This is a genomic window from Methylophilus sp. (assembly GCF_052173275.1).
In the GTDB taxonomy this organism is placed as follows: Bacteria; Pseudomonadota; Gammaproteobacteria; order Burkholderiales; family Methylophilaceae; genus Methylophilus.
This window is the reverse complement of the sequence record NZ_JBQMUL010000002.1, coordinates 2,758,633-2,772,785: the sequence shown is the minus strand read 5'-3', so window position 1 is coordinate 2,772,785 and position 14,153 is coordinate 2,758,633. Positions and strand designations below refer to the sequence as shown.

General features: G+C 51.6%; 16 protein-coding genes. 15 read left to right on the top strand and 1 reads right to left on the bottom strand.

Features of this window, described 5'->3' with window-relative positions:
• The first annotated feature begins 122 nt into the window (after positions 1-122).
• The 6 genes from ACTS9Y_RS14475 to ACTS9Y_RS14450 all read left to right on the top strand — a co-directional run bounded on the left by ACTS9Y_RS14475 (position 123) and on the right by ACTS9Y_RS14450 (position 8,027).
• Positions 123-1,337: a formylmethanofuran dehydrogenase gene (locus ACTS9Y_RS14475; protein WP_442586614.1), complete on the top strand. Its 1,215-nt coding sequence runs from the start codon at positions 123-125 to the stop codon at positions 1,335-1,337.
• The gene (locus tag ACTS9Y_RS14470; RefSeq protein WP_442586613.1) at positions 1,334-3,001 is read left to right on the top strand and encodes a formylmethanofuran dehydrogenase subunit A; all 1,668 of its coding nucleotides are present in this window, start codon (positions 1,334-1,336) and stop codon (positions 2,999-3,001) included. Before ACTS9Y_RS14475 ends, ACTS9Y_RS14470 begins: the two co-directional genes overlap by 4 nt.
• On the top strand, positions 3,001-3,924 hold the full coding sequence (gene fhcD / locus ACTS9Y_RS14465) for a formylmethanofuran--tetrahydromethanopterin N-formyltransferase (RefSeq protein WP_442586963.1): 924 nt from the start codon (positions 3,001-3,003) through the stop codon (positions 3,922-3,924). Before ACTS9Y_RS14470 ends, fhcD begins: the two co-directional genes overlap by 1 nt.
• Positions 3,921-4,589, top strand: a complete 669-nt coding sequence (locus ACTS9Y_RS14460) for a formylmethanofuran dehydrogenase subunit C (RefSeq protein WP_442586612.1) — start codon at positions 3,921-3,923, stop codon at positions 4,587-4,589. The genes fhcD and ACTS9Y_RS14460 overlap by 4 nt, the downstream gene beginning before the upstream one ends.
• 126 nt (positions 4,590-4,715) lie before the next feature.
• Positions 4,716-5,636 (top strand): oxygen-dependent tRNA uridine(34) hydroxylase TrhO, encoded by a 921-nt coding sequence (gene trhO / locus ACTS9Y_RS14455; RefSeq protein WP_442586611.1) that lies wholly within the window; start codon positions 4,716-4,718, stop codon positions 5,634-5,636.
• A gap of 207 nt (positions 5,637-5,843) precedes the next feature.
• Complete coding sequence (locus ACTS9Y_RS14450; RefSeq protein WP_442586610.1) at positions 5,844-8,027, top strand: putative bifunctional diguanylate cyclase/phosphodiesterase; 2,184 nt, start codon at positions 5,844-5,846, stop codon at positions 8,025-8,027.
• Positions 8,028-8,045: 18 nt separating this feature from the next.
• Here the strand turns inward: ACTS9Y_RS14450 and ACTS9Y_RS14445 are convergent, their stop codons facing one another.
• Entirely contained in the window at positions 8,046-9,029 is a 984-nt protein-coding gene (locus tag ACTS9Y_RS14445; protein WP_442586609.1) for an integron integrase, read from the bottom strand.
• A gap of 198 nt (positions 9,030-9,227) precedes the next feature.
• Between ACTS9Y_RS14445 and ACTS9Y_RS14440 the strand changes: the two genes are divergently transcribed.
• The 9 genes from ACTS9Y_RS14440 to ACTS9Y_RS14400 all read left to right on the top strand — a co-directional run bounded on the left by ACTS9Y_RS14440 (position 9,228) and on the right by ACTS9Y_RS14400 (position 14,121).
• Complete coding sequence (locus ACTS9Y_RS14440) at positions 9,228-9,707, top strand: VOC family protein (protein WP_442586608.1); 480 nt, start codon at positions 9,228-9,230, stop codon at positions 9,705-9,707.
• A 112-nt stretch (positions 9,708-9,819) separates the two neighbouring features.
• A complete protein-coding gene (locus ACTS9Y_RS14435) occupies positions 9,820-10,152 on the top strand; it encodes a hypothetical protein (protein WP_442586607.1) in 333 nt (110 codons plus the stop codon).
• 3 nt (positions 10,153-10,155) lie between these two features.
• Positions 10,156-10,590, top strand: coding sequence for a VOC family protein (locus tag ACTS9Y_RS14430; protein WP_442586606.1), 435 nt, complete (start codon positions 10,156-10,158; stop codon positions 10,588-10,590).
• 82 nt (positions 10,591-10,672) lie between these two features.
• Entirely contained in the window at positions 10,673-11,008 is a 336-nt protein-coding gene (locus tag ACTS9Y_RS14425; protein WP_442586605.1) for an iron chaperone, read from the top strand.
• 59 nt (positions 11,009-11,067) lie between these two features.
• Positions 11,068-11,436 (top strand): VOC family protein, encoded by a 369-nt coding sequence (locus ACTS9Y_RS14420; protein WP_442586604.1) that lies wholly within the window; start codon positions 11,068-11,070, stop codon positions 11,434-11,436.
• Positions 11,437-11,441: 5 nt separating this feature from the next.
• Positions 11,442-11,870: an EamA family transporter gene (locus ACTS9Y_RS14415; protein ID WP_442586603.1), complete on the top strand. Its 429-nt coding sequence runs from the start codon at positions 11,442-11,444 to the stop codon at positions 11,868-11,870.
• A 156-nt stretch (positions 11,871-12,026) separates the two neighbouring features.
• A complete protein-coding gene (locus ACTS9Y_RS14410) occupies positions 12,027-12,251 on the top strand; it encodes a hypothetical protein (RefSeq protein ID WP_442586602.1) in 225 nt (74 codons plus the stop codon).
• A 105-nt stretch (positions 12,252-12,356) separates the two neighbouring features.
• Positions 12,357-13,646 carry a PQQ-dependent sugar dehydrogenase gene (locus ACTS9Y_RS14405; RefSeq protein ID WP_442586601.1) on the top strand — a complete coding sequence of 430 codons (1,290 nt, stop codon included), beginning with the start codon at positions 12,357-12,359 and terminating at the stop codon, positions 13,644-13,646.
• A gap of 148 nt (positions 13,647-13,794) precedes the next feature.
• Complete coding sequence (locus ACTS9Y_RS14400; RefSeq protein ID WP_442586600.1) at positions 13,795-14,121, top strand: YnfA family protein; 327 nt, start codon at positions 13,795-13,797, stop codon at positions 14,119-14,121.
• Positions 14,122-14,153: the final 32 nt, after the last annotated feature.

Below are 14,153 nucleotides of genomic sequence, written 5' to 3'. Positions count from 1 at the left end.
CTTAAATAACGCGCATTCCCCGCTTTATTTTTTCTATCCATACCCTATAGATGTTTGTATGATGTGATGGTTTTCAACGATGGCGTTGGCTTTTTCAACGTAAACGAGAGATCTTTCCACTCATGATAAATACAGAACAGAGTTTGCATGCCTGCCCAGCCTGTGGCTTGCTATGTGACGATATTTCGGAGGATGCGATTGCCAGACAGCAGTTTTCGTGTGGCAAAGCAGCAAAATTTTACGCGCGCAAGACTGTCAATACGCCGCCACAGATCAATGGTCAACCAGCCTCTCTGGCTGAGGCTGTTGCTGCTGCGGCAGAGTTGTTGCAGCAAGCCAAAGCACCGTTGATCGCCGGTAGCAGCACCGATGTGCATGGTGCACGTGCACTGGTCAGCCTGGCCAACCAGAACGGTGCAGCCATGACGCACCTGAATGCCGCCAGCACGCTGCGCAATATGAAAGTGTTGCAGCACCGCGGCTGGCAAACCACCACACTGACCGAAGTGCGTAACCGTGCTGATGTGATCCTGATGATAGGCACTGATGTGGTCAGCCACAACGCACGTTTTTTTGAACGCGTGGTGTGGGTAGAGGAAGCGATGTTTACCGAGCCTGCTGCCCGCCAGATCATTTTCCTGGGCGGCGACAAACTGAAAACGCAGGCCGGCACTGCACCGGATGGCCGTGCGCCACAAGTGATTGCCTGCCCATCTGAACAATTACCGCAAGTGGTGTCTGCCTTGCGTGCACTGGTCATGAATAAGCCAGTTGCCGGTGAAAGCGTGGCTGGCGTTGCGATCAGCACCTTGCAGGCACTGGCAGAAACCCTGAAGGCAGCCAAATACGCTACGCTGGTCTGGGTCTCCAAAGACCTGCATTACGACCACGCTGAATTAACCATCGAAAATATTACCGAAACCGTGGTTGCGCTCAACCAGAAATCACGTGCCATGGGCTTGTCACTAGGCGGCAGCGATGGTGATACCAGTGTCAATTACGCGCATACCTGGCTCAATGGCGTGATTATCGATGCACCAGACTGGCAGGAACATGATGCCGTAGTGTGGGTGAATAGCTATAGCCCTGAGGCCATGCCGCCTGCCGAGGTGTCACCCGTCATCGTACTGGGCGCGCCTGATAGCATTTTCACAATACCACCTGCGGTATTTATCCCGGTTGCGACACCAGGGTTGGATACCGGTGGCCAGCAATTCCGCGTCGATGGCTCGGTGACATTGCCGCTGACAGCGGCAAAGCCTTCTGATGTACCTACCTTATCGCATGTGGTTGCATTGATAGAAAAAGCGTTAGTGAATGAAGGGAAGTCGGCATGATTACGTTACTCAAAAATGCCAGGGTGATCGATCCGACCCAGAACAAAGATGGTCAATTGGAAGATATCTACATCCGTGACGGACGGATTATCGCCAAACCGGCCGAGACTGAAAAAATAGATCAGGCGCATGAGCTGAACGGCAAGATCGTGATGGCCGGTGCGATTGATATGCACAGCCACATTGGTGGCGGTAAAGTGAATATCGCACGCATGCTGCTGCCTGAGTACCAGGATATGCGCCGCCTGCAGGAACCGGAAGCACACATCTGCGGCGCGAATTGTAGCCACCATGCCACGCCGAATACCACTGACACCGGCATGCGTTACATCGAAATGGGCTACACCGCTGCGTTCGAGCCGGCGATCCTGGCCGTGAACGCACGTCAGGCGCATATGGAAATGGGCGATACGCCCATGATAGACAAAGGCGGATACGCCATGCTTGGTAACGATGATTACCTGTTGCGTTTGCTCAGCCAGAATGCGGACCAGAAAACCATTAATGATTATGTCGCCTGGACCTTGCACGCCACCCAAACCATAGGCATTAAAGTGGTGAACCCGGGCGGTATCTCTGCGTTTAAATTCAACGAGCGCCGCCAGGATCTGGACCAGCAACACAGCCATTATCACATCACGCCGCGCCGTATTTTGCAGGCCTTGAGCCGTGCCGTGAATGAGCTTGGCATTGCCAAGCCTTTGCATGTGCACTGTAACAACCTGGGCGTGGCAGGCAACTTCCAGACCACGCTGGACACCATGGGTGCCAGTGATGGCGTCCCTATGCATTTAACGCATATCCAGTTTCATAGCTATGGTACTGAGGGCGACAAGAAATTCTCTTCAGCGGCGGCCAATATTGCCGAAGCCATCAATAAAAACAAACATATCACTGCCGATGTCGGCCAGATCCTGTTTGGCCAGACCGTGACTGCTTCTGGCGACAACATGATGCAGCATTTGAATGCCAAAGTCGCTAACCCGAAAAAATCTGTGATCATGGATATTGAATGCGATGCCGGTTGCGGGGTTGTGCCATTCAAGTACCGCGATGAAAACTACGTCAACGCGCTGCAGTGGGCGATAGGCCTGGAGATTTTCCTGAGTGTAGACGACCCATGGCGCGTCTTCCTGACCACAGATCACCCTAATGGTGCACCGTTTACCAGCTATCCGCATCTGATCCGATTGCTGATGGACAGGACTTTCCGCAATGAAGCGTTTGACAAGCTGAACCTGGACGCGCAAGCCATGAGTAACCTCAAGGCGCTGGACAGGGAATATAGCCTGTATGAAATCGCCGTCATGACCCGCGCTGCGCCCGCCAAACTGATAGGCCTGCACGATCGTGGCCATTTAGGCATAGGCGCTGCCGCAGATATTACGGTATATACAGAACAACCCGACAAGGAAGCCATGTTCGCCAAGCCAGACCTGGTGTTCAAGGATGGTGAGCTGGTCGTGAAAGAGGGCAAAGTCATCAAAGTGGTGTGGGGTGCGACCCATACCGCCAAGCCTGCATTTGACCTGGGTGTGGAAAAAGACATCAAGCAGTATTTTGATCGTTACCACACCATGCAGATGCAACACTTCAAAATCAGTAATGACCATATTGCGGAAGATGGCCGCAACCATGTCATTAATCATCTGCAGGGGGCATGATGATTATCAACGGCGTAGAAATAGACGACACCTTTGCGGAAGCATTTAATATGCGCGCTACGCGCGTGCTGATCACTGCGCAAAACTTGCGCTGGGCTTATAACGCAGCCAATGCCATGACCGGTTTTGCCACCAGCGTGATCGGTTGCGGGGTAGAGGCGGGCATAGAGCGCGAACTGACGGCGGATGAAACGCCTGATGGCCGCCCCGGCGTCAGCGTATTGCTGTTTGCCATGGGTAGCAAAGTGCTGATGCAGCAACTGGAAACCCGCATGGGGCAATGTATCCTGACTTGCCCGACAGCGGCAGCGTTTGCTGGCATCGAGTCAGAAGACATGATCAGCCTGGGCAAGCATTTACGCTTTTTTGGCGATGGCAACCAGATCTCCAAGCAGATCCCTAATTCAGCGGGCAAACTCAAGCGCTACTGGCGTATCCCTGTCATGGATGGCGAGTTTCTCACTGAGGAGACCACCGGCATGGTACGCGCGATCGGCGGCGGTAACTTTCTGGTGCTGGGTACCAGCCAGGCACAAGTGCTGACAGCCTGTGAAGCGGCGATTGACGCCATGCGCAAGTTCACCAATGTGATCATGCCGTTTCCGGGTGGGGTGGTGCGGTCAGGTTCTAAAGTCGGTAGCAAATACCCGAAAATGTTTGCCAGTACCAATGATGCGTTTTGCCCGACCCTGAAAGGCGTGGTCAAGACCGAGCTCGACCCGCGCGTCGAAAGCGTGATGGAGATCGTTGTGAATGGCCTGACATTTGAAGATATTGCCGTCTCCATGAAAGCCGGTATTGAAGCGGCCTGCGGCCTGGGCAAGGACAATGGCATTCTGCGTATTTCTGCCGGTAACTACGGTGGCAAACTGGGACAACATCATTTTAAACTGCGCCCGATTTTAAGCGGGGAGGTCGCATGAGTATCATCACTTTAACTGCAAAGCCCATCACACGCAGCATTGATTGCCGTGCCTTGGCGCCGCAAACCCTGCAGGCTAAGACAGTTGCTGAAATCGCTGCGATCAAGCTGGCGAAAAACCTCACTGCTGGTGAAGTGTTTGATATCAGCGTGGATAACAGCAATGACGCCTTGCAGGTGGTCTTTAAAAACACCAATGCTCAGCATGCCTATATCGGTTTCGGCATGACACTAGGCCAAGTGATTGTTGAGCAGGATGCCGGTGACTTTTTAGGCGCCCAGATGCAGCAGGGCGTGCTGATCTGCAAAGGCAATGCCGGTGCGCGTGCAGGTGACCGTATGCGCAGAGGCATGTTGCTGATAGAAGGCGATGCCGGTGATTATTGCGCCTCTGACATGATGGCGGGAACACTGGGTGTACTCGGCACGACCGGTGCCTACCTTGGGTATGGCATGAAGCGCGGCACCTTGTTGCTGGCAAAACAGCCTGCGCCACAGGCGACCTGGATCGATTGCGGGCTGCATCAATTACCTTTCCTGAATATCCTGTATAAATCGTTTAAATTACTCGATAGCCAGTTTGCCGAAATTTCCAGCCTGCGTGTGCAACGCTGGATGGGCGATATGGGCGGCCTGGGCAAGGCAGAAATTTTAGTGATCCAATAATCTTTTGATTTGGATCAATATTTATCAAACGGGCGCGATGCCCGTTTGTTTTTTGCATATTTGTCTTTTTCATTCAGCGGCTTAGGGTGTTAAAATGCCACTCTTTGAAACAAAGCTATTTTGCAAATGAGTCAATACCTCACCGCCGCGCTGTATAAATTCGTCACGCTGGATAATTACCAAGACCTGCAGCAACCTATCCTCGAACAATGCCTGATGTTGGGCATTAAAGGCACTTTATTGCTGGCGAATGAAGGCATCAACGGCACGATTGCCGGCAAGCCGGACGATATCCGCGCCATTTTGACCTATTTGCGCAGTGACCCGCGCCTGGCGGCACTGGAACATAAAGAATCCTGGGCTGACAGTCATCCGTTTTATCGTATGAAGGTCAAACTGAAAAAAGAGATCGTCACCATGGGGGTACAAGGGGTAGACCCGAACGACGTGGTGGGTACCTACGTGAAGCCGGAAGACTGGAATGCGATCATCTCTGACCCGGACGTGATTTTGCTGGACACGCGTAACGATTACGAAGTGCATATCGGCACGTTTAAAGGCGCGGTGGACCCCAAAACCACTACCTTCCGTGAGTTTCCCAAATATGTGGCTGATAACCTGGATAACACCAGACACAAAAAAGTCGCCATGTTCTGTACCGGCGGTATCCGCTGTGAAAAAGCCTCCTCATTTATGAAGCAGCAAGGGTTTGAAGAGGTGTACCACTTGCAGGGCGGGATTCTCAAGTACCTTGAGACCGTGCCTAAGGAAGAAAGCCTGTGGGAAGGCGATTGCTTTGTATTTGACCAGCGCGTGGCGGTCAAGCATGGGCTGGAGGTCGGCGACCATCATCAATGCTATGCCTGCCGCATGCCACTGACCCAGGAAGAAATGCACAGCGAGCAATATGAGGCAGGTATTTCGTGCCCCTATTGTTACGATAAGCTGTCTGCTGAAAAAAGGGATTCTCTGCGCGAGCGGCAAAAACAGGTCAAACTGGCCAAGTCGCGCGGGCAAACCCATATTGGCGACGGCAAGCAGAAATAATCTCCGTTCATCCACCACTCAGGATCTTTCTGATCCTGAGCCTCATGGCTATCATCCCGCCAGACATTGCCAGCTGTGACTCGCGCGAATTAATATTCGTGAAATAAAATTGGTGTAAATATATGTGATTATGTCTATACTTTTATCAACGTATAGGCCGTATACCCATACGCCCAGATAGACAGCACTCGTTTTAAGGAGAAGGCAGTGAAGTGCCCTGCAGTATTGGCCAATGAACAAGAGCGGCTTGCCGCTTTATATGAACATGGGTTTGACGATGAAGGGCTGGTGCCGAGTTTAGACCCGATTGTGCAAATTGCCGCACGCATGTTTGATATGCCGGTGGCTGCGGTCAATATGATAGGCAGCGACCATGTGTTTTTTGCAGCGGCAGTCGGTGTGGGCGAAACAGATATGCGGCGGGACGTGTCTTTTTGTGCGCATGCCATTAACCAGGCGCAGATCATGGTGGTGCCGGATACCACGCTGGATGAGCGCTTTCACGACAATCCGCTGGTCACCGGGGATGCCAATGTGCGATTTTACGCCGGTGTTCCGCTACGCTCGCCAGGCGGGCTCTCACTTGGCGCTTTGTGTGTCATCGATAACAAGCCGCATTTGAATTTTTCTGAAGATGACCAACGCAGATTACTCGAACTGGCGCATATCGTGTCAGACCGGCTTGAACTGCGGCGCATTGAAACCTCCAGCAACCGCCATAGACCGACTTTCGAGAAATATGCCGGTAATTCAACCACGCCTGTGGTCTGGTTTGATGAACAACTACAAATCATTGCCTGGAACGCGGCAGCGGCACTTTCACACGGCTATTCGCTGTCGGAAGGCGTAAATCAGTCGGTCGACATGCTGGTGCCGGAACGGGATCGTTCTATCCTGCATGAAACCATCGCCAAAGCCGTGGCCGCCGATACGCTGGGCCATCTGGATACGTTTTCCGAGATATCAGGCTTGCGCAAGGATGGCACTCGCTTCCTGCTCGGGTTTTCACTGTTTGCCTGGAAAGAGTCCGGCAAGATGCGGTTTGAGGCTATCCTCAAAGACATTACTGAGCAGCGTATGGAAGAGGCCGAACTGCGGCTGCGAGCCAATGTTGATTTACTGACAGGCCTGGCCAACCGCGCGCGTTTTTACCGCGTGGTAGAAGACACCTTAACGGTGCCTAAACCGGCTGCCGTGTTTATGATAGACCTGGATGGCTTTAAAGACGTGAACGACACCCTGGGGCATACGCTGGGTGACGCGGTACTCAAGCAAGTGGCTGTGCAATTGGCGCAGCTGGTCAATGTGCCAGGGCTGGCCGCCCGCATTGGCGGTGATGAGTTTGCCATTGTGGTGCCTAATATTGTGAATGCCGAAGTGGCCATGGAGCTGGCTGAGAAAATCATCCAGCAGATCGCCATGCCTATCCTGATAGACGGACATGAAGTGCGTGTCGCCGCCAGCTGTGGCGTGGCTTTGGCGCCACTGCATGCACAGGAAGCGCTGGAACTGGTCAGCGATGCCGACCTGGCCTTGTTCAAGGCCAAAATGTCCGGTCGCGGCCGGGTGTTCCTGTTTACACCAGCACTTCGTATGGAGGCGGTGGCGCGTCGGTTGTACGCGATGGAATTGCACCGGGCGGTGGATCAGGGCGAATTTCTGCTCTATTACCAGCCACAGGTGAATTTAAATACCGGCGCGGTGATAGGCGCAGAAGCTTTGTTACGCTGGCACCATCCCAAGCGCGGTGTGTTAACGCCCATCTCGTTTTTGCCCGCCCTTGAAGATGGCCCATTGGCCGCCATTGTCGGCTCCTGGATACTGGATGAGGCCTGTGCGCAAGCCGCTTACTGGCGGCGGAACGGCGCCAGCGAGTTCCGTATCGGTGTCAACCTGTTTGAAGCACAATTCCACGTCGGCAATGTAGTGCAGGAAGTGATGGATGTACTGGCCAGGCATGGCTTGCCGCCAGAGGCGTTGGAGCTGGAGATCACTGAAAATATTGCGCTGGACAATGATGAGGTGGTATTAAACGCGCTGCGCAAGCTGAAGATCTATGGCGTAGGGATCGCTTTTGATGATTTCGGTACTGGCTATGCCTCGCTCAGTCTGCTGAAAACCTATCCGCTGACTCGCATCAAGATCGACCGCTCATTTGTGCATGGCATGCTGGAACACAAACAGGACGATTCTGTGGTGTGTGCCACGCTGGATATCGCCCACGGCTTTGACCTGCACACGATTGCCGAAGGCATAGAAACCAAAAGCCAGTATCACTATTTAAAAGAGAAACAATGCGAAGAAGGGCAGGGCAGCCTGTTCGGCAAGCCCATGCCAGCCACACAGTTCGCCAGCCTGATCGGCATCAGGCATTTCCCATCTGCCGCCTGAAGGCTATAAACAAGGTGGCTAAATCACATCCAGCGGGCTGGCGACACCGCGCCCGCCGGTATTGACCACTTGCGTATAAATCATGGTGGTGCTCACATCGGCATGCCCGAGTAATGCCTGCACCGTCTGCACGTCTTGCCCGCCTTGCAGCAAATGGGTCGCAAAGCTGTGACGCAATGTATTCGGCGTCACTTCCTTGTTGATGTCTGCCTGCTTGGCTACTTTTTTCACCGCACGTTGCACGGTTTTCTCATCTGCATGGTGGCGATACACCGCACCGCTTCGCTGGTCTACCGAGAGTTTGCTGGAGGGGAACACATATTGCCAGGTGAACGTTTTGCCATCCTCAGGATATTTTTTTGCCAGGCCCGCTGGCAAGCTGGCCTCGCCAAAGCCCTTGGCTAAATCTTCCTCATGCAACAACGCCACTTCCTGCAAGTGTGCTTTTAAGGGTTCCACCAAACTGGCGGGCAGTAAAGTGATCCGATTTTTATAGCCATTGGTATCGCGCACCAATAGCTCCAGCCGGTCAAAGTCAATATCGGCAATGCGCAAGCGCAAGCACTCCATCACGCGCAAACCGCTGCCATACAACAAACTCACCATCAGCCACATGCTGCCATCCAGCCGTGAAAGAACCGCCTGCACCTCATGCTTGGTCAAGACCACTGGCAAACGCTTGTCTGCTTTGACTTTGATCAGGTTTTCCATGGCAGGTAATGCGTGCTGCAAAACCTCTTTATATAAAAACAGTAACGCGCTTTTGGCCTGGCTTTGCGTGCTGGCCGACACCTTTTTATCAGTGGCTAAATGGTTTAAATAGGCTTCAATTTCTTCTGATCCCATCTCGCGGGGATGGCGCTTGCCATGGAATGTAATAAAGCGTTTGATCCACTGGATATACGATTCCTCAGTACGCTGGCTATATTCAAGCGCGGCAAGACGCTCAATAATGCTGGGAAACAGTTTTGGCTGAGGCGATTGTAAAGGTGCACTATCCATGATTTTAAACTTTTAAAAAGGTGCACTAAATTTAAATTAAATACTGAAAAATATCAATAATTATTAAATATAATCATTGTAGGATACTGATTTAATAAATATTAAACCCAGTTGGCAAGAACTTGTGTTCCTGAATTTCAGTCAAGATTAAAAGCCTGAACAACTATATGGAAAAAAGTGGGTGTTAAAGGAGAAAACATGGTGGCTAAAAACACGATTTGCCTCTGGTTCGATGGTGGCGCGCAGGAAGCGGCCAAATTCTATGCTGCCACTTTCCCTGATAGCAGTGTGGGTGCAGTGACTTACGCGCCGGGTGACTATCCCTCTGGTAAACAAGGCGATGCATTGACCGTGGAGTTTACTGTGATGGGCATTGCTTGCCTGGGCCTGAATGGCGGCCCAGCTTTTAAACACCATGAGGCATTCTCTTTCCAGGTGGCCACGGATGACCAGGCCGAAACTGATCGCTTATGGCACGCCATTGTTGAAAATGGCGGAGAAGAAAGCGCCTGTGGCTGGTGTAAAGACAAATGGGGCATTTCATGGCAAATCACGCCACGCGCATTAACGGCAGCGATCGCTGACCCCGACCCTGCAGCTGCAAAACGCGCTTTCAAGGCGATGATGCAGATGCAAAAAATTGATATTGCAGCCATTGAAGCAGCACGGCGCGGCTGATTCATGATTAACGCAGCCTGATTCAGGCTAGACATAGACCACATTTAGGCTGGACGTACACCATCCCAGCCCGTACTATAAGCTAAAGTAAAATAAAGTTAGAGAGGTCCAAGTGGCTATTCAGTTTTTACCTATCATCACGGCATTCGCGCCTTATATCGCGCAAGTGGCTACTGCCGCCATTCCAGCATTTACGCCCAAGCCTGAGGTCGCCAAGGTCGACCCTGTGCTAGCCAAGCAGATTGAGGAATTGCAATCGGCGGCGATCCAGAATGCAGAATCCCTGCATGTGCTGGCTGAGAAGATGCAGCTGGCGATTAAGGGCATTGAAGCGGCCGCACAAAAAGCGCAGAAGCAAGTCACTGCCTATAAAACCATGCTGTTTTTGTCGCTGGGGCTCTCTACTGCCTCGCTGGCGACCTGCATTTACATTCTGCTCAGATAAGGCATGAAGCCGCGTATCAGTATCATCACGCTTGCCGTGGATAACCTGCAAGTCTCGCTAAAGTTTTACCGCGATGGCTTGGGGCTGACCACTGAAGGCCTCATGGGTACCGAGTTTGAGCATGGTGCCGTAGTCTTCTTTGAGCTGGAAGGGGGCTTGAAACTGGCCATCTGGCCACGTGAAAGCCTGGCGCATGATACTTCTTTGCCTGTTTCATCGAAGGAGCGTACCCAGAATTCTCCCGCTTTTTCAATTGGGCACAATGTTGGCTCCAAAGCTGCAGTGGATGCGCTAATGGCGCAAGCCTTAATAAGTGGAGCGACGATTGTGAAACCCGCACAAACTACTTTTTGGGGAGGTTATGGCGGCTATTTCCAGGACCCGGATGGGCATCTCTGGGAAGTGGTGTGGAATCCGGACTGGTCGGCGGAAGATTAAGCGCCCTGTTGCAAAGTGTGCAAAACGATTGAATAACTGATCTCAGGAATGACCGGTGGCCTTTGACGCACATGCAGAATATATGGAAAGCCTGAGTCCCGAGATCCAGGCTTTAATGCTTGCTATTCAGCAGGTAGTTGAAACATGGCTACCAGAATCCACGCGATGCATCAGCTATCAAATGCCTGCGTTTCGCGGCAACAAACGATTGTTTTTCTACTTTGCAGCATTCAAGCAGCACATTGGTATCTATCCACCCGTCACTCAGGATCTGGGACTAATCAAAGCCTTGCAAGCCTATCGCGGCAAAAAAGGCAATTTATCCTTCCCGCTCAATCAACCATTGCCCCTCGTATTGATAGGCCAGGTAGCCATGGCATTGCATGATGAGTATGCGGCGGCTACACGCAAAACGTGAGCTTGATTTATACTTGTGCCATTCAGCGATATAAAAAAACAGGGAGGCGACACTCAATCATGGCAAATTTGAAAGTCACCGAAATCAAGGCATTTGTGCCTGCCAAAGATTTTGAATTATCCAAGCAATTTTATCGTGATATCGGCTTCACCATGGCCTCAGAGGGCGGCGGTGTCGCTTATTTTCACTACGAGCATGCGAGTTTTTTATTGCAAGATTTTTGTGCCGAAGGCTTTGCTGAGAATTACATGATGCATTTGCTGGTGGAAGACGTAGATGCCTGGTGGACAAAGGTTGAGGAAAGCGGCGTCGTTGCAACATATGGCGTGAAGATCTGGCCAATCACGCTGCAACCCTGGCGCATGCGTGATTTCTGTATTGCTGACCCTGCCGGTGTGTTGTGGCGCATAGGCCAGAATGTCGATTAAACAAGATGATCACTGACTGGTTTTTCTGGGCTGCACTTTCGGCCTGCTTTGCAGCGTTAACTGCCATCTTTGCCAAAATCGGCATCCACGGCATGGATTCTGACTTTGCCACCCTGATCCGCACGGTGGTCATTGCGGCAGTGCTGGCGCCTTTTGTCTGGTTTGCCGGCAAGTGGAGTAACCCGCTGGCGTTGCCCGCGAGGTCGTTGTTATTCCTGGTTTTGTCCGCAGTGGCAACCGGGGCTTCCTGGATATGTTATTTTCGAGCACTACAGCTGGGGGAAGCCTCTAAAGTCGCACCAGTAGATAAATTCAGCCTGGTACTGGTGGCCGTGTTTGCTTTCGTGTTTTTGGGCGAGCGCCTTTCAGGCCGCGAATGGCTGGGTGTGGCGCTGGTGGCGGTGGGTGTCTTTGTGCTGGCTTTCAAGCGTTAACTCAAGCATTAACATAAGCACAGTGGCTGCCTTTATGTATAAACGCAGCTGAGTAAAAAAACGTATTTTATCTATATTCAAAATCATGCATGCTTGGTCATCCAGTCACGTCAGGATGACCCATTCAGGGTTAATCACTTTAAGACTGGAACACACTTGTTACGTGCTTTGATTTATGGGCTCGCCATTTTGCATCTCGGGCCCGGTTTTGCGTTTGCTGTAGTGGCATTTGGCTGCGATGGATTAGACCCCGCCCTAGGCCAGATCTGTCAGCAAGACAGCTTTGCTTTGTTTATTCGATTAGCCCTGGTGGCGTGGGCAGTGATGATTTCTGCTTTATTGCTAAAAATTATCATCACAAACTACATGAATAAGAATTAATATTTAATTGATTTTAAATATAAAAAATATTTTTATAATACATTTATATAAACTTTTCTTGCTGCTTGCAACTCGAATGCAATCATAAGAATGGAGTATCCAGCTTTGCGTGCCCTGAATCAGAAAAAATCAAAACCTCTATTTTTAAAGTATTTATTACTCAGCCTGTTATGGTTGGGTGTGAGCTGGCAAATGTTGCAGCCTGTCGCGCATGCCGGCGATGGCGTCGTGCCAAGGTTGCTGCTTTCAGGTAGTGATGCAGCAGAAGCGGATAAAGAAGCCAACAAAGAACCCGAGCCGCCAAGAATCAGTTCGGTATTTGGCACGCAACCCCTCAAAGTCTACAAACTGCCTTTTGAGGACCAATATCCCAGCGGGCCGTTTGAGCGCCTGGATAAACATTTATTTTTGTTTATCAGCAAATGTGGCGATGTTTATTTTGTGCGCCAGAATGAAACGCTGGAGTTAGTCAAACCCGGCAAGCAATTGGCAAAGTTTATCCCCGGCGGCGACACTTCGGCGGATGAGAGCAGTAGCAAGCAACTGGTGTATTGCAAGGAGCTTTCTGGCGTGAAAGATTCGCTGCTGATTGGCAAAACGCTATATGTGGCATATACCGCCTGGGATGAGGTGACCAATGGCGTGCGCCTGGCTGTCAGCGAGTTTGCGGTGGATGTAGAAAACAGCGAAGTGAGTTTTGACCGCGAAATCTACATCAGCCGCCCGGCGATCAAAGAGCCTATTCTGGGCCACCAGGTCGGCGGCAAGCTGGCGCTGGGCGAGAACGAACGTACCTTGTATTTGAGTATAGGCGATTTCTCTAAGCCGGACCGTGTGCAGGATAAGACCACTTCCTTAGGCAAAGTCATGCGTATCGATTTGCAGCGATTGAATGCCGAAGTCTACGCGACCGGCTTCCGTTCACCTTCTGGGGGGCTGTTTTACGATAAGGAAAGCAATGAGCTGTGGTTAACCGACCATGGGCCACGTGGCGGCGATGAGATCAACCTGATCAAGCGTGGCAAGAACTATGGCTGGCCGATTGTCAGTTACGGCACCATTTATGAACGTGATGGCATGAGTGGCTATTACGGCAATAAATTCAACAGCCACGAAGGCCATGAAAAACCGTTGATGACCTTTGTACCCTCCATCGGCATCGGCCCGCTGGCTAAATATCCACCTACCGGACGCAATGATTTTTGGGATAACGATTTGTTTGTGGCAGGCATGGGTAACACAACGCTGTACCGCATACGCCGTGAGGGCACAACGCTGGTATATGCGGAGCCGGTACTCAGTGATTTCCGTATCCGCGCGATCCAGATTGATGCGAACGGTACTTTCTACCTGAAAACGGACCAGAACCAGCTGCTGATCTCAGAGCAGGAGTAGTTTTGGTTCCACACTCGCGATTGCTTGCTTAACCTGGCCGGCATTGTGGACTCAGTCACAGCATCAAACATTGCAGCGCTAGTGGGATGGCAAAGTTTGACGCAAAAGTGGCCTTTGAAATCAGTCACACCCATGACGAAGGAATGTAGTGTTTAAAACGTTGTTGCTGTTCGCCTGCACCGCCGTAGCGGAAATCGTGGGTTGCTATCTGCCTTACCTTTGGCTGAGGGAAGGCAAAAGCGCCTGGCTGCTTGTCCCTGCCGCAATCAGCCTGGCGGTATTCGCGTGGTTGCTGACCTTGCAACCGACGGCGGCTGGCCGTGTGTATGCTGCCTATGGTGGTGTGTATATCTGCGTGGCTATTGTATGGCTATGGCTGGTAGATGGCATACGCCCGACTGGCTGGGATATGCTAGGCGCAGCAGTCGCCATGTTGGGTATGGCGATTATTATGTTTGCACCCAGGCAGATTTAAGACGTTTTTAAACCTGAGTTTAAGAGAAATGG